This is a genomic window from Priestia koreensis (assembly GCF_022646885.1).
Taxonomy (GTDB): domain Bacteria; phylum Bacillota; class Bacilli; order Bacillales; family Bacillaceae_H; genus Bacillus_AG; species Bacillus_AG koreensis_A.
The window spans coordinates 2,461,131-2,477,434 of record NZ_CP061868.1 but is presented as its reverse complement, the minus strand read 5'-3'; the positions used below and the strand labels follow the sequence as shown (position 1 = coordinate 2,477,434).

Sequence of the window (16,304 nt, the reverse complement as noted above, 5' to 3'; positions counted from 1 at the left end):
CGGGTGGTCCACCCGCTTCTTTTCTATTTGAACCAGCCTTTTTCCGTAAAACGCGTAATGGCTTCGATTCGATTTTTAACTTCTAGTTTATCTAAAATCGTGGAAATGTAGTTGCGAACCGTTCCTGTCTTAATGGAGAGTTGGGTAGCGATTTCCTTTGTGTTTTTGCCGTCTGCAATAAGCACCAGCACTTCTTTTTCACGAGCAGTGAGCGGGTTTTCTTCACCATATGCATCGTCGACAAGCTCAGGCGCGTAGACGCGTCTTCCTGACATAACGCTTCGAATGGAGCTAGCTAGCTCATCGCTTGGACTATCTTTTAGCAAATAACCGCTTACGCCTACTTTTAAAGCACGTTGAAAATAGCCTGAGCGGGCGAAAGTGGTGAGGATAATGACTTTGCAATTTAATCCTTTTAGTTCCTCTGCTGCTTCTAAACCGGTCTTAATCGGCATTTCAATATCCATAATGCATATATCAGGCTGATGTTGCTTTGCGAGTGCTACAGCTTGTTCACCGTTTGATGCTTTGCCTACTACTTCCATATCATCTTCTAGATTAAGAAGAGAACCTAGCGCTCCGAGCATCATTTGTTGATCTTCTGCAATCACAATTCGAATCATTTTTCTACCTCCTTGACGTGTGTTAAAACGTTAGGAACTTTGATAATAAGGGTGGTACCGTTCTCCGTTCGTACATCAAGTGTTCCGTTTACAAACTGAAGCCGTTCCTGCATACCTTGAAACCCATGTCCTCTAGAGCGAAAATGCTCATCCTCAATTCCGATCCCATCGTCACAAATAATAATTTGTACTTCTTTGACGGATTGCGCAAGGGTAATCGTGCAGCGAGTAGCTTTGCTATGCTTCACGATGTTTGTGACCGATTCTTTTACACACATACTCAAAATATTTTCTACAAACAAGGAAACGCTAGAAAGCGTCGTTTTTTTGACAACGTTTAGTTCAATTTCAGCTGCTTTTAAAATTTGTTGTACGTGAATGAGCTCATCGTCTAAGCGAATTCCTCTCATCTGTGAGACCATTTTTCGTACTTCATTGAGTGCCGTGCGAGCGGTTTGCTGAACGTCTTTTAGTTCGGACTTTGCTTGTTCGGGATCTTTGTACACAAGCTTCCGTGCCAAATCGCTTTTTAAACCGATCAGCGAAAGCTTTTGTCCGAGCGTATCGTGAAGATCTCTTGCAATGCGCTGTCGTTCTTCATGCTTGCTTAACTCGGCGATGCGCTGATTCGCATCTTGAAGCTTTTCTTCAAGCAACCCACTTTTCTTTCGGTTAAAAATACTAAAGGGAAGCACGACTACGCTGAGTGAGATAACAAAAATGAACGGAAGCTGACGTAAAAACACTTCTGCTTGAATGGCCACGTTCACATTGACACTAATGACCGTAATAACTAAATGCACGATATATAAAATTAAAAACGTTGACCGCTTTTCAATGTTGCCAATAAAGTAAGCAATGAAAAAGGCGAAGTAGAACGCAAAGTAAATATAATTAAAAAGAAAGGTGAGCGTAACGGATAGGGCAATCAGCAGGAATGTCCAGATGTAAATGCTTCGGCCACGCGAAATAAAGGCAAATCGGTAAAAAATAAAAAAGAGAATGGTACATAAAATTCCTAAAACAATGTGGTTGCGGGAGGTAGACTGCACAATAAAATAAAAAGGCAAAATACCAAAAATCGTCCAAATAAACGGGGAAAGACCCGTAATTTTGTGGAAGAAAGACTGCTTTTTTTTCATCAAAAAACCTCTTTGTCTTATAACGTTTATTTCAGTGTATCATAAAACATAAAAAAGGAGTCAAGCCTTATAAGAAAAGGCTTGACGGTTTAATTATAACTCTGCTTTTGTTTGGGTCGTAAACGCTTTTTGACGTTGTACTTTCGCGTCTTTAAAACGCACAAAGGTTTTCTGATCTTCATCCCATAATCGGAAGCGTAGGGAAGTAAGACTTGTTTTTAGCGTAATCGTCGGAACATGTTGTAATGGAACGCTGCTATTGTGAGCCGCTTCTAAATGATAGTTAGGGACACGTGGGCTTAAGTGATGGATATGGTGGTATCCAATGTTCCCTGTCAGCCACTGCAGTGCTTTTGGGAGCTTATAAAAAGAGCTTCCTTCAACAGCTGCCTTTACATATTCCCATTCGTCATTTTCTTCAAAGTAAGAATCTTCGAATTGGTGCTGTACATAGAACAACCAAATGCCTGCTGCTCCTGAGATCCAAAAAATCGGTAATTGTACAAGAACAAATGCTTTCCATCCTACAAGTAAGCACATAAGCGCTACGACGCCAACGATTGCTACGTTTGTTACATACGTATTTAATCGTTCTGCTCGCTTAGCACCTCGTCGGTTAAAACGATTCTTTAAAAGGAAGACGTAAATTGGGCCAAGACCAAACATGATGATTGGGTTTCGGTACATACGATAGCGTAATTTTGTCCAAAGAGAAGCGTCTTTATATTCTTGAACGGTAAGAATCCACATATCGCCTACACCGCGTTTATCTAAATTTCCACTTGTTGCGTGATGAACAGAATGATCATGTCCCCATTGGTGAAAAGGAAACAGTGTTAGTACACCTGTAATCGTTCCGAGTATTTTATTATGTGAGCGTTTCTTAAAAAACGAGTAGTGACAGCAATCATGAAAAATAATAAAAATCCGAACGAGGAATCCGCCCGCTATGATTGCTAGTAAAAGGGTAAGTACGTAAGAAACCTCTAAACTTTTATAGGCGAGAAACCAAAGAGCCATAAAGGGTAAGATCGTGTTTATGAGCTGCTGAACGCTTTGTTTTGTATTCGCTTTTTCGTAAGGAGCCATGTCTTTTCGTAAATTTTTTTGCTGTTGAATAGTCATTATTATATCTCCTCTAAACGTGTTAATAGTAGTATAGAAGAAAAAAGAAACCGCTTTAAGTCATACATGTAATAGTACATATATGACAAATGTCATATATGTGCGAAAATTCAACAAAAATATGACAATAAAAAAGAAACTGGAGCGAGGTCCAGTTTCTTTTTTGATCATTTATTATTGGCAAAATACTGTTCAAAAATCGATTTGACCTTTGGTACAACGTAATGACTTCCGCCTTTTTTAACATCTGCCACCATCATAGCTACGAGAAGGCGAGGATTATCGGTATTAACGGCTACAAACCAACCGTTTTCTTTTCCGCGTGTTCCTTGTTCTTCTTTTAATTCTGCTGTACCAGTTTTAGCTGCAAGCGTTATGTTTGGCAGTTTGGCTGCGTGCCCCGTCCCATTTGGTGCTTCAACTACTTGAATGAGGTCCTGCTTAATAATGGACGCTGTTTCAGGAGACATCGCTTGCTTCTTCCAAACTTCACCGTCTTTGCTATTGGCTAAAAGCGTCGGTTTGATGATATTCCCATCGTTCACTAATGACGTGTACATCATGGCTAAGTGAAGTGGGTTTACTAAGACTTGCGCTTGACCGTAAGCAGAATTCGCTAAATCAATTTCAGAACCTAGAGAGCCGCTGTTGGAAAGCTGTGATTTTTTAAAGGCTGGATATTCAATCGGTAGCGATTCACCGAAGCCGAATTTTTTGGCACCTTCTTCGTACTTTGTAAGTCCTAGCTTGACAGCTGTTTCTGCAAAATAAATGTTGTCAGAGGTTACGAGCGCATCACGCAAGTCCACTGCGGGCATACTGCCTACACGATTTACATGGAATTTACCCCAGCTTTCATCTTTTTGCCACGGGCCGTCAATTTTTAATTTTTCATTAGGCTTAATCGTTTGATTATCTAAAATAAGCGCTGACGTTACCATTTTCATCGTTGAGCCAGGTGAGAACTTGCTTGTAATTCGGTTAATTAATGGTTTTTTCGGATCATTTTCAAGCGCCTCATAATCTTTTGAGGAGATACCGAGTGCAAAATCATTTGAGTCAAACGATGGTGCGCTGACCAAGCCAATCACTTCACCTGTTTTAGGTTGAACGGCTACGCCAACGCCTGTTTCCGTTTTTAACTGGTCGTACATCGCAATTTGGGTGTCTACATCGATTGTAAGCTTAATGTTTTGCCCGTTTTTCGCATCTTTTCGAGCGATTTCTTTCTTTCGATTACCACGAGCATCTTGTAAATAGATGACTGCTCCATCAACCGCACGGAGCTTATCTTCATATGCTTTCTCCATACCTGCACGCCCGATCGTAGACTGTGCATTGTAGCCATCTTTTTCTTTTTCCTTTAGCACATCTGCTGTGATTGAACCCGTATAACCTACGATATGCGAACACGCTTCTCCGCAAGGATATACGCGTGCGTTGATTTGATCTGTTAGCACTCCTTGCAATTTTGTGACTTTATTTAAGAGACTTTGATTGTCAAGCGGTACTGTTTTTAACGGTACAAAGGAATCTTCTTTTGCCCATTTTTGACTGAGCTGCTGGTTAATCCACTCAGAAGAGAGTCCGAGCTGTTGACTAAGAGCAGTTACGGTTTGCTCTTTTTGATCTCCTAATTTCCCTGGAATAATGCCAATGCGTGCAGCAGTTCCATCAGTCGCTAGGGCGCGATTATCACGGTCAAGAATATCTCCGCGTTTCGCTTTTAATGTTTCCACACGAACTTTATCATCCTTTGTAAGGGATGGGAAGATCAGAGAAGGAGACCAGTTCACATACCAGTTCTCATCATCCTGTTGTTTTTCGTTTATCACGTCTACGTTTTGAGAAAAGGAGACCTCACCACCCGCTGTTTGCATATTTACATCAACCTTAAGCGGTAGCTCTCCATCTTTTTCTTTTACATCTTTTTTCGACGTCACTTTTACGGAAAGATCTTTTACATCCACGCCGCTGTAAATTCGCTTATAGCGGTCTACAAACTCTTTTTTCGAAATTTGTTTTTTTGACTTTGTGGATAAGTACGAATACATCTGATCAAAATCCTGCTTGTTCCACAGGCTGACATATTCATCTAGTCGCTTTTTGCCGTCATCTGTATTGGAGCAGGCGGCCAAAGCAAAAATGACCATAAGCATCATGGCCAATGCGATGATTTTTTTCATTTAGAATCCCTACTTTCTTTCGACATCATTTTCCATTATAAACGATTTTCATTAAAAACATGGAATAAGAATCTCTTTTTTAAAAAAACATACTATATATACCTTTTGCACAATTCTTGCCTCGTAATCAAAAAGAGGGGAGTGGGAGCTGTTAGGTATAAACAGATAGCTACTTGAAAAGTATGCAAAAAATGGGCTTTTTCGATACATATTTTTGAATGAATATAACATGGTATTCGCTTTGAGGAAAAAATGAAAAAATGTGCTCGTTTGTCCAGTATAAAGCGAATTTACGGGATTTTGATGTGAAATCTATTCGTACAGTAGTGCGTATGAGGTGACGGTTATAGGAAAGTTCATGTATACTAGACATATACATAAATAAGATAAACGAAGATGGGAGGGAAGTAGAGGTCATCTGAACAGCACGGGTTCGGAAGGAAGCAATGGACAACGAAGGCAGATGACAGCTAGTTTATTACGGAAAGGGAGGGATGCGCATGGAATTAGCGCAAAAAAAACAAGATGCACACGTACAGTCTGTACACCGAAAATTACCTAAAAGCGCCGTTTTAAAACGAACGATCTTTATTACGTTTGGGGCGATACTCATGGCATTGGGGCTAGAAGTTTTCCTTGTGCCGAACAATGTTATTGATGGCGGAATTACCGGAATTTCAATTATGCTGTCACATATTACAGGACTAAGTCTAGGAATTTTCCTCTTCTTACTTAACCTACCGTTCTTTTTCCTCGGCTACAAACAAATCGGAAAGACTTTTGCATTTTCCACTTTATATGGGATCGTTGTATTATCTGTCAGTACCGTTCTGCTTCACGACGTGCCGGGCGTAACACAAGATACGTTGCTTGCGACAGTCTTTGGAGGAATCGCACTAGGGGTCGGAGTAGGGATCGTTATTCGCTATGGAGGATCATTAGATGGAACGGAAATTTTAGCGATTTTGTTCAATAAGAAGCTGCCGTTTTCCGTTGGCGAAATCATCATGTTTATGAACCTGTTCATTTTAAGTGCAGCAGGATTCGTGTACACATGGGACCGTGCAATGTATTCCTTAATTGCCTACTTCATTGCCTACAAGACGATTGATGTAGTCGTACAAGGGCTAGATGAGTCAAAATCTGCATGGATCATTAGTGATGCCTATCAGGATATTGGTGAAGCGATTATGGCTCGACTTGGTCGTGGAGTAACCTATCTGAACGGAGAGGGTGCTTATACGGGAGATGACAAAAAAGTAGTATTTTGTGTCATTACACGACTCGAAGAAGCAAAATTAAAATCGCTTGTAGAAGATCACGATCCAAATGCGTTTCTTGCCGTATCAAATATCGCAGAAGTTCGCGGAGGGCGATTCAAAAAGAAAGATATTCACTAAAAAAAACTGGGCCGAGAGCCCAGTTTTTTTATTCATTCTTATTCGTTTTTTGATTGGATGGTTTTTGGGATAAAAAGTCTTGCATCGCTTCTTGGTTTTTATCAAGATCAATTTTGAGAACAGATCCTGCATTTTCATAACGTGCATCTTCATAGCTTCCGTCTACCGGAATACGAAGTGTCTCAATTTTACCCGCTTGTTTCGTAATAAAGTCTTTTCCGATTGACAATAAGGTCATGTTTGGAACGTTACTATCTAAATATGGATCCATTGTTCCTAACAACTTCGGTAATTTAACGATACTTGAGACGCTGATCGCCTCTTCTTTTAATTTACCGATGACTTCTTGTTGACGACGGACGCGGCCGAAGTCACTTTCGCGGTCATGACGGAAACGAACATAGCCTAGTAGCTCTTTACCGTGGAGTTTTTGTTTACCAGGGTATAGGGTTAAACCAAGGCCGTGCGACATTTTGTACGGAATGTCTACTTCAATTCCATCCGGTGCAACAATATCGACCATTTTTTCAAATCCTTTAAAATCAACGATTGCATAGTATTGGATATCAATGTCAAAGTTTTCTTTGATCGTTTGGCGTAGAAGTTCTGGACCGCCAAACGCATAAGCAGCGTTAATTTTATTTTTTCCGTGACCCGGAATATCGACATACGTATCGCGCATGATGGATACGACCTTTGGTGTGTTCGTTTTTCCATTGTAGTGAGCAATCATGATTGAGTCTGTACGCGCGTGTTTTTCTCCACGAGAGTCACTTCCAAGCAATAGTACGTTTATGTTATCAATATTAGGCGCTTTTCCGTTGAAGGTTAAATTTCCATCTGACTTAAAGCCATCTCCAGCTTGCGATTTCCCCTGGTAGAATTGAAACACGGAGCATCCGCCAATAATTAGTATTAATAATAACAGTATGGGTAGAACTATTCTTCTAAATCGTTTCTTTTTCTTTCTTCTGGTTCGTCTTTCATTTGTCATTTTCGTTTAGCACCTCTATTAATGTCGAATCTTCTCAAACCTTGGCATATTAAGGCAAATAATATTTATATTACCATACTACTTCAAAAAGGAAAGAAGTTTATCAATAACTTTTCTTTTTAAAGCGAACGATGTTCCCATTCTAACATTGAAATATGGTTCAAATATGTTTAAATGCCAAAAATGAACCATAATCTTGCGGTAGTAAGGAAGAAAAAAAGCGGTTTCTCTATTATTCATTTGCTATTGTGGGAGGGTTTATGCCTGAAATGAATACGTGACCTGGATTAACATAAACTAAAGTACGATAAAATTTAGGACAGGGACGGCAAATTGGCATGACTTTTTTCTTGTATACAGTTCTTTCATGGGTAGCGATTATCTGCTGGGTAAGATGTTCAAAAACATTATCTTTGCTAAATAATTTCTTTTTGTTTTGCGTCTTCTCCATGCTTACAATGAACGTGATTACGATTCTTGGGTTAGATTTAAAGTTGTTGGAAGTTAACACAGATTATGAGGCATTTTTAGCACTCGTTTTATATCGGAATTTTATTATTCCTTTAAGCTTTCTGTTTATTATTAACAAGTATGTGGATGCTGGCTCAAAAACGAAGCGGTTTTGGATTATGTGTCTTGGTGAAGGAGTGCTCGTACTAGAAGATTTACTTGCACAATATATGGACATCTTAACGTATATAAAATGGAGCACATGGTACTCACTAGGAACCATCTTTCTTTACATGATAGCGGGAATTTACTTGGCACGGTGGTTTGAGCGAGTTGAAAAAAAGGAGGCGTAAGTATGATTACGTATGATACGCATTTTAATGCGAATGAATGGTTTGTTATCATCCTTTCCATTGTGTCTTACGCGCTTGTTTGGTCGTTGCCTAAGTATTTCTTAAAAGCTGAAACGATCACGTATCTCGCTATAGGAGCATTTATTGGTTTTTTCTTTGATCATACCATTTCTGTTCAACCATTTAATTTTTATGACGTTAACGATCGTTCTGTTTTTCAGTTTATGGATTTTTTGTCCTACGTGATGTACGGACCGTTTGCTTATTTCTTTTTATACATATGGGCGCGTTGGCAGCTTAAGCTGAGTAATGCGCCAATTTACATTTTCGTATGGTCGTTTTTTAGTATGCTAATGGAATGGTTCGGATTAAAGTGCGGCGTGTATCATTATCAAATGGGGTACAAGCTTTATTACTCATTTGGAATTTATATTGTTACGCAAATCGTGTTATTGTCGTGCTACTATGTTATACAAAAACAGCTGATTAGCCAAGAAAGTAACGGATAACATCGGCTGTCACGATCCGTTAAAAGCCTTTTAGCAACTAATCAAAATGGATGATGTAGCAAAGAAAGGGGAATGAAGCCGTTCATTTGCACAGGTAATAGAGGGCAGAAGGAATTTATTTTAGGAAAGCGTAAAAATATCATAGACAAGCTTATAAATTGCGTGGTAATTTAATAAAATGGATAGGGGAATTTAGTGAAGGTGTGATTCACTTATGATGTACGTAATTATTTTCATTATTACTTTATTCGAGATTGCTTATGTAGTGGTAAATAGCCCTGTCTACGCGAATGTTCCACCAGTAGCTCTGTATTTAATTCCACTTATCATAATCATGGTAGTAGTTTGTTGTTTGATGAAATTTCGACCGCGAATGTCCAAAGTTGTTCGGCGTAGCATTTTAACCGTAGAAATTATCGGGCTACTAATCGTTCCAACAGCATACGTGAGAGATGTGCCACTTTATACATATGGTGAAGCGCGTGAGATTATTTCACAGCGCGAGAAGGTTTTCCCAGAGCAGTTTAGCAAACGAAAGTTGCTAGAGCTTCCTCACAGAGAAGACGGTCAATACTTATATGTATTGAAGGTAAATACAGGACAGGACGCTATTTATTATGAGTTTAATCCTTACAACGGCGGATATCATCAACGTATAGAAGAATAAAAGTAAGGAGCTGACCCGCGTGCGAGCGGGTCAGCTTTTTTTGCATGAATAAAAGCAATGAAGTCCCCTCAAAAAACGTGTTTATTTCTTATCCTATTCACAGAAGCCTGGCGCAATTTGCGAAATTAAGTGTCACCTGTGAAATCGATACGTATTATACAAATAGAGTAGAGAATTTATATCGGAGCGATCCATTATCCAGACCGTTCCTCATCTCATCATAAGCTTATTGATATTGATGTCATTGTGACTTGCACGGGATGCAGAAGGATCTGAAAAAATGGTTATTTGGGGGGAGAACATGGATCATCGGCACAAAGAAAAGCGACAACAATTTTATGAAGGAATACAGGATTTTTGGCCAGATTTATGCAATCAAGAATATGCTCTATATGATATTAAAGTAGAACCAAAAGCACAAATTGACAAAATTCGTTTAGCAACGGGAAGGGTAGGCCATATTTTCTTTAAGACGGCTAGGCTCATGAGACATTTAGATGATGAAACGTTGCTGCGTTTAGGTTTTCAAAAGGAAATGCTTTCTTACATTCGTCTTCAAACAATCGCGATGGAAACGGTGGTGTCGCGTATGGAGTTTGCTGTGAATAAACGCAGCGTGAAGCTACTTACGCTACATGCTAATACACCACTTTTAATAAAAGAGAGCTTTTCAGTTAATGGGGATGTGTGTAGCCATTTTAATGTACTGAATCCAAATGAGGGGCTAGAAGAGGATTTACAAAAAGCGCTGCGTAGCGCCATCTCTTACACCAAAGGGTATGTAGGAAAGGCAAGGAATGCAAATATTGTATTCACATCGTATGAAAAAAGTCTTGAAGATTACTTAACGACTCAATATTTGATGAAAGTAGCGAATACAGAAGCGCAATATTTGCCGTTTTCAGATCTACGCTTAATTGAGCAGTCGCTTTCTGGAAATAAAGAAGTGTTATTTAAAGCAGGTTTATACGATCCTAAGGGCGATTACGTGGATATTTTGCTTCAGCGTAATCAGTTTAGTACATCTACTTCTAGCGTAGGGAAAATGGAGCATATGGTAATGAACTTTGTAGAGAATGGTGTGCTCGGAATTATTAATCCGCCTTCAGCTTTTCTGCTGCAATCAAATGCTGTTCAGGCGCTGATTTGGGGACTGCATGAGGAAACACATCCTTATTTTACAAAAAAGGAACATACGTGGATTGCACGTTATTTTGTGCCGACCTATATGGAAGAGGATTATTTTAAGAAAAACAACGTAAAGTATGTGGCAAAGGATTTATTCAGCCGAGAGAGTGGAGCGGGCCAGATAGGTGCAAAAGATGGTGAGGGTTGGATAGGGAAGGAAATCAAAAAGCAATGTGTGTATCAAAAGCAAGTGGATCTTCCGAGTCATGAAGTAAAAACGACCGAGGGGTTGAAAGCAGTCGATGTGCTGTACAGCTGTTTTTTAGTGAATGGAAAGCCTAGTGCAGTCAGTATTTTAGCCAAGAAAGAGCCGGGTGATCACTGTGACTATTATTTGCCAATTGGAGTAGAACATCCGGTAGAAGAAAATAAGGCAGAGTAAAAAAGGCGCTTTTTTAAGCGTCTTTTTTTTGTGGGAACAATAGTTATTTTCCCTGCTTCTGGATAGGGGAACGTTTGGTAGAACGATGAGTTGGGATTTCCGCTACAGATTGCTCCCTTTCCGCAGGGCAGCCGCTGAGCTTCCTCGTCGCTTTGCTTCCTGCGGGATCTCATCTGGCCTGCTAATCCTGCAGGAGTGTCGCATCCTCCGCTACAATCCTTGGTGTGAGGAATGGTTCTTCTTTAACTAATGTGCCTCCATTCATCTCTCTTTTTGTAGGAGTATTTAGTCCAACGATGAGTTGGGGATCTTCGCTACAGATTGCTTCGCTTTCCACGGGGCGAGCGCTGAGCTTCCTCGTCACTTCGTTTCCTGCGGGATCTCACCTGACTCGCTAATCCCGTAGGAGTCTTCGCATCTTTCGCTCCAATCCTTAGTGTGAGGAACGTTTCTTTCAGTATGAAAGGCGAGTGAGATGAGGGGTTGATTGTGATGTTAAAAGGTTCGGTAAGCAAATGAATTGAAAGATTAGATTCTCCTTGATAGAATAGGCAACACTTACTTATAGAAAAGGGGAGAGAAACGATGACAAAATACAATAAATTATTTGAACCAACTAAAATCGGCGCATTTAATTTGAAAACTCGTACAGCGATGGCACCAATGACACGCTCTTTTGCAGATGATAATACAGGAGTAGTGAATGACCAAATCGTTGAGTATTACCGCAAGCGCGCGAAAGATGGAATTGGCTTAATTATTAGTGAAGGGGTTGTCGTGACTCCTCGCGGAAAAGGAAACCCTGGCGTTCCTGGATTATATTCTCGTGAGCAAATTCATGCGTGGAAACGTGTGACGGACGCCGTTCACGAAGAAGGAGGCACAATTGTTGCTCAAATCTGGCACGTAGGTCGCTTATCTCATCATGAACTTATCAAAGGGTCTGCTCCTGAAGCACCAACTGAAATTCAAGTAGATGCACTTGTTCCGCGCTTCCGTAAACCATACGATAAGCCGGAAGAAATGACGATTGGTCGCATTAAAGAGGTTGTGTCTCTCTACGCAGCAGCTGCGAAGAATGCAATCGAAGCTGGTTTTGACGGTGTTGAAATTCACGGAGCACATGGCTATTTAATTGATCAGTTTGCTTCTGACGTTTCAAATAAGCGTACAGATGAATACGGCGGAGACCTTGCAGGTCGCTTAACATTTATGAAAGAGGTTATTAAAGAAGTGATTGATGCAATCGGTGCAGACCGCACAATTATCCGCTTCTCACCTCATAAAGTTGATAACGTTGAGTATCGCTGGGAAGATGCAGATGCTGCGATTCGCACATTTACAGAAGCGTTCAAGGAAGTGGGCGTAAAAATCATTCACCCATCTGTTCTTGACTTCACAGAAAAATTTGCGGGAGATCAAACCATTTATGATCTTGCTCGTAAATATTGGGATGGTCCAATCATTGGTGTAGGTAGCTTAACGCCAGACCTTGCTGAAGAAGCACTTGAAAAAGGTGTGATTGATGTAGCGGCGATTGGTCGTCCATTAATTTCAAACCCAGATTACCTTGAAAAAGTGAAAAACGGCGAAGAGCTTGTCGAATATGATGCAAAAACACATTTACCAGAACTTGTGTAAGTAAATAGAACGAAAAAAGCGCGTGTGCAAATTTCTTTGTACACGCGCTTTTTTTGAGTGAAATTCACCGAAATGAATCTTTTTTTACAAGATGGATGCTTGAACGCCCAGTTTTTCATATAATGAGTGAAAAGAAGTAAGGGAGGATGGAACAATGAAGCACTATATTTGTCAAACGTGTGGAACACAGTACAATGCAAAAAGGCAACCGATCGCGTTCTGTCCCATTTGCGAAGATGAGCGCTTGTATGTAAAAGACGATGGTCAAACTTGGACGACGATTGAAGAAATGAGAGAAAACGGTTATCAAGTTGAGCATCGTGATGAGGGGGAAGGACTTATAGGCATTGGAATTAGCCCCACCTTTGGTTTTGGGCAGCGAGCACTATTGCTTAAAACCGAGCATGGAAACATTTTATGGGATTGTATTTCGTACATGGATCAAGAAATCATTGCGATGATTAAAGCGGAGGGAGGAATTGATGCCATCGCCATTTCTCACCCCCATTACTATGGAAGCATGGTCGAATGGGCAGAACAATTTGATTGTCCAATCTACTTGCATGCGGACGATGCGGCTTTTGTTATGCGGGAAAGTGAGCGAATTACCTTTTGGGAAGGAAATCGTCACGTTATTAATGAGGATGTTACAATTGTCCGACTCGGTGGACACTTTCTTGGGAGCGCTGTTCTTCATTGGGCGAAAGGTGCTGATGAAAAAGGAGTTCTCCTCACGGGCGACACGATTCAATTAGTGGCAGATAAGCGATGGGTAAGCTTCATGTACAGCTATCCGAACCAAATTCCTCTACCAATTCGTGAAATTAAACAAATGATGAAGCGATTAGAATCGTATCCGTTTCATACCCTCTACGGGAGCAAATGGGGAGAGGTAATACGTGAGGATGCGAAAGTGCGTGTGAAAAAGTCAGCGGTTCGCTATATTCAAGTGTTGGATAATTAAACGTACATAGGAAATTAATACTCTTCGTACATACATTTTGAAAAAGTATGAAACACTATGGGAAAACAGCTGCGAAGGGTATGGTTGGAATGAAAAAAAGTGTAAAAATCATGCTAGGATGTATGATGTGCGCGGCAATGCTTGCGTTAGCTGCTTGTAAAAACGATGAAGCAGGTGAGCCGAGTCTTTATTTAATTCCGAAAGATTATACAGGGTGGGTTAACATTAAGTATGACAAAGAACGAGGCGACAAAACGACTCGTGAGGGAAAATACGTTGTATTTAAAATTAATAAGGACGGAAATTGCTTAACGAAATCGTTGCTTACTCATAAAGGCTGGGCTACAAACCAGTATTACTACGTTGACGATAATGGAAAGCGAACGAAACTCCATCCAGGCAAGCGAATTCATGGTGCGACAGAAGGAAATCAAAATAAAAATTATACGGAAGAGCACTTCTTTGTCGGTTCAGCAAAAGAGTTTTCCAAAAGCGAGGATTATCGAAGAACGGAAAAGCAGCTAAAAGAGGATGAATAAAAAACAACGGGCGAAGAGTTTCGTCCGTTGTTTTTTATAATTATATTATGTAAACAAAAAAGTGGAAATGATCTTTTCCACTCCATTGATCTGTGATATAGTATGAAAATTACGTATTAAAAGACGAAAGGAGAATACAATGAGTCAGAACGCTCAGTGGGCCTCTAAGATTGGTTTTATCCTCGCATCAGCAGGTTCTGCAATTGGAATTGGTGCCATTTGGAAGCTTCCTTATGTAGCAGGAACAAGTGGAGGCGGCGCTTTTTTTCTATTGTTTATTTTATTTACAGCCGTTATCGGACTTCCATTATTAATGGGTGAATTCGTGTTAGGGCGCCATACGCAAAAGGAGGCCATTCGTGCCTATCAGGCAGTTGCTCCAAACAGTGGTTGGAGTATTACAGGATACATAGGTGTCATCACATGTTTTATTTTACTTTCTTTCTATAGCGTAGTCGGTGGATGGATTATTCAATACTTAGTTTCAAGTATGACGGGTCAGCTATTTCATGTGACGGACTACGCCGCACATTTTGAGAAAACGATTGCGAACCCATACGTGGCCGTTGGATCACAGTTATTGTTTATGCTGATTACGATTCTAGTCGTATCAAGAGGGATTCAAAACGGGATTGAAGCGGCCAATAAATATTTAATGCCGGGTTTGTTTGTCTTATTTATCGCCATTATTTTTCGATCTCTTACGCTTCCGCATGCGATGGAGGGTGTATCATTTTTCTTAAAGCCTGACTTTTCGAAATTAACTTCGAGAAGCATATTGGATGCGATGGGCCAGTCGTTTTTCTCGTTAAGTGTAGGGGTGTCCGTTATGCTCACCTACAGTTCCTATTTAACGAAAGAACAAAACTTACCCAAATCAGCGGTTTCTATTTCTATCATGAATATTAGTATTTCCCTTCTAGCTGGACTTGCGATTTTTCCGGCCGTGTTTTCGATGGGCTTTAAGCCTGAAGCAGGACCTGGACTACTATTTATTGTGTTGCCTTCAATCTTTTCACAGCTTCCATTTGGCGTAGTCTTTCAAGTATTATTTTTAGCGCTCTTTTTATTCGCGACGCTAACATCCGCGTTTTCGATGCTTGAAATAATCGTTGCCGCTCTCGCAAAGGGCGAACAAACGAAGCGAAAAAAAATATCCTGGAGTGCGGGATTCATTATATTCCTTGTTGGAATTCCTGCTGCCTTGTCGTTTGGGGTATTAGGAGACGTGAAGATAGCTGGGAAAATTATTTTTGACGCCGAAGACTTTTTAGTTAGCAACATTTTAATGCCGCTTGGTGCATTGCTTATCTCCATTTTTGTTCCGTTAAAAATGAAAAAAGAGGTGCTCATTCAAGAATTTAGCTATGGATCTTCAAACGTAAAGCGCTGGTTCGCCCTCTGGCTGTTAGCGCTCCGCTATATTGCACCTATCTTAATTATCATTGTCTTCTTAGACGTATTAAATATTATTTAAAAAGAACGGCGCATTCGATGCGTCGTTCTTTTTTTGAGGAAACATTTCCTTTTGTTTGATAAAATAACAAAAAAAGGGGTGTTTGATGTGAAGGAATTGCTGTTAGCAATTAAAAAAAGGGAGCGGGGGGAAACGCAGGCTGCCAGAGAGCTTCTTTTGTCTCTTGTAAGGGAGTATCCAGAAAATCCGGAAGTGCTGTATCAAACGGCTTGGGTTCACGACGCGCTTGGTCTTGAAACAGAGGCAGTCCCGTATTATGAAAAGGCGCTTCAAAACGGTTTAGACGGAGAAGACAGAAAGGGAGCCTTTTTAGGTCTTGGAAGTACCTACCGAACGATTGGTGAATACGATCAGGCGAGGCGAACGCTTGAACGAGGAATGAAAGAGTTTCCTGAAGCTGCTGAATTAGCGGTGTTTTGTTCGATGGTGATGTATAACCAAAATGAGCATGAGGGCGCGATGACGCTCTTGCTTAACACGATAGCCGAAACGTCTAATCACGAAGGCATTCAAGCATATAAAAATGCCATTTTATTTTACTCGGATAAATTGAACAAAGTGTGGAAATAGATAGTAAGTCTTTTTGCCTATTTTAGATGGTTGCCGATAGAAGTTATTCCTAGTATCACATCCTAATTTATGGGGAAAACACGTCTTTGTAATC

At 40.3% G+C, this 16,304-nt stretch carries 15 protein-coding genes; 10 read left to right on the top strand and 5 right to left on the bottom strand.

Features of this window, described 5'->3' with window-relative positions; translation table 11 throughout:
* Positions 1 to 23: 23 nt before the first annotated feature.
* The 4 genes from IE339_RS12620 to IE339_RS12605 all read right to left on the bottom strand — a co-directional run bounded on the left by IE339_RS12620 (position 24) and on the right by IE339_RS12605 (position 5,076).
* Positions 24 to 623 (bottom strand): response regulator transcription factor, encoded by a 600-nt coding sequence (locus IE339_RS12620; protein WP_242167980.1) that lies wholly within the window; start codon positions 621 to 623, stop codon positions 24 to 26.
* Entirely contained in the window at positions 620 to 1,765 is a 1,146-nt protein-coding gene (locus IE339_RS12615) for a sensor histidine kinase (protein ID WP_242167978.1), read from the bottom strand. Before IE339_RS12615 ends, IE339_RS12620 begins: the two co-directional genes overlap by 4 nt.
* A 93-nt stretch (positions 1,766 to 1,858) precedes the next feature.
* Positions 1,859 to 2,890, bottom strand: a complete 1,032-nt coding sequence (locus IE339_RS12610; RefSeq protein WP_242167976.1) for a Delta(5) desaturase DesA — start codon at positions 2,888 to 2,890, stop codon at positions 1,859 to 1,861.
* A gap of 167 nt (positions 2,891 to 3,057) precedes the next feature.
* Positions 3,058 to 5,076 (bottom strand): penicillin-binding transpeptidase domain-containing protein, encoded by a 2,019-nt coding sequence (locus tag IE339_RS12605; protein WP_242167974.1) that lies wholly within the window; start codon positions 5,074 to 5,076, stop codon positions 3,058 to 3,060.
* Between the two features lie 494 nt (positions 5,077 to 5,570).
* Between IE339_RS12605 and IE339_RS12600 the strand changes: the two genes are divergently transcribed.
* A complete protein-coding gene (locus tag IE339_RS12600) occupies positions 5,571 to 6,476 on the top strand; it encodes a YitT family protein (protein ID WP_315906577.1) in 906 nt (301 codons plus the stop codon).
* Positions 6,477 to 6,504: 28 nt separating this feature from the next.
* On the opposite strand, the gene IE339_RS12595 is transcribed toward IE339_RS12600, so the two are convergent.
* Entirely contained in the window at positions 6,505 to 7,470 is a 966-nt protein-coding gene (locus tag IE339_RS12595) for an LCP family protein (RefSeq protein WP_242167970.1), read from the bottom strand.
* A 449-nt stretch (positions 7,471 to 7,919) separates the two neighbouring features.
* Here IE339_RS12595 and IE339_RS12590 point away from each other — a divergent pair, with 449 nt between their 5' ends.
* The 9 genes from IE339_RS12590 (at position 7,920) to IE339_RS12550 (ending at position 16,210) form a co-directional block, all read left to right on the top strand.
* Positions 7,920 to 8,273, top strand: coding sequence for a hypothetical protein (locus IE339_RS12590; RefSeq protein WP_242167967.1), 354 nt, complete (start codon positions 7,920 to 7,922; stop codon positions 8,271 to 8,273).
* A 2-nt stretch (positions 8,274 to 8,275) separates the two neighbouring features.
* Positions 8,276 to 8,782 (top strand): hypothetical protein, encoded by a 507-nt coding sequence (locus tag IE339_RS12585; RefSeq protein WP_242167965.1) that lies wholly within the window; start codon positions 8,276 to 8,278, stop codon positions 8,780 to 8,782.
* A 214-nt stretch (positions 8,783 to 8,996) separates the two neighbouring features.
* Positions 8,997 to 9,449, top strand: a complete 453-nt coding sequence (locus tag IE339_RS12580) for a hypothetical protein (RefSeq protein ID WP_242167964.1) — start codon at positions 8,997 to 8,999, stop codon at positions 9,447 to 9,449.
* A 301-nt stretch (positions 9,450 to 9,750) separates the two neighbouring features.
* A complete protein-coding gene (locus IE339_RS12575; protein WP_242167962.1) occupies positions 9,751 to 11,019 on the top strand; it encodes a glutathionylspermidine synthase family protein in 1,269 nt (422 codons plus the stop codon).
* 585 nt (positions 11,020 to 11,604) lie between these two features.
* Positions 11,605 to 12,660 (top strand): oxidoreductase, encoded by a 1,056-nt coding sequence (locus tag IE339_RS12570; protein WP_242167961.1) that lies wholly within the window; start codon positions 11,605 to 11,607, stop codon positions 12,658 to 12,660.
* A gap of 154 nt (positions 12,661 to 12,814) precedes the next feature.
* Positions 12,815 to 13,624 (top strand): MBL fold metallo-hydrolase, encoded by an 810-nt coding sequence (locus IE339_RS12565; RefSeq protein WP_242167959.1) that lies wholly within the window; start codon positions 12,815 to 12,817, stop codon positions 13,622 to 13,624.
* A gap of 89 nt (positions 13,625 to 13,713) precedes the next feature.
* On the top strand, positions 13,714 to 14,163 hold the full coding sequence (locus IE339_RS12560) for a DUF6843 domain-containing protein (RefSeq protein ID WP_242167957.1): 450 nt from the start codon (positions 13,714 to 13,716) through the stop codon (positions 14,161 to 14,163).
* A 139-nt stretch (positions 14,164 to 14,302) separates the two neighbouring features.
* Positions 14,303 to 15,640: a sodium-dependent transporter gene (locus tag IE339_RS12555; protein ID WP_242167955.1), complete on the top strand. Its 1,338-nt coding sequence runs from the start codon at positions 14,303 to 14,305 to the stop codon at positions 15,638 to 15,640.
* Between the two features lie 51 nt (positions 15,641 to 15,691).
* Positions 15,692 to 16,210, top strand: coding sequence for a tetratricopeptide repeat protein (locus IE339_RS12550; RefSeq protein ID WP_242167953.1), 519 nt, complete (start codon positions 15,692 to 15,694; stop codon positions 16,208 to 16,210).
* Positions 16,211 to 16,304 lie beyond the last annotated feature (94 nt).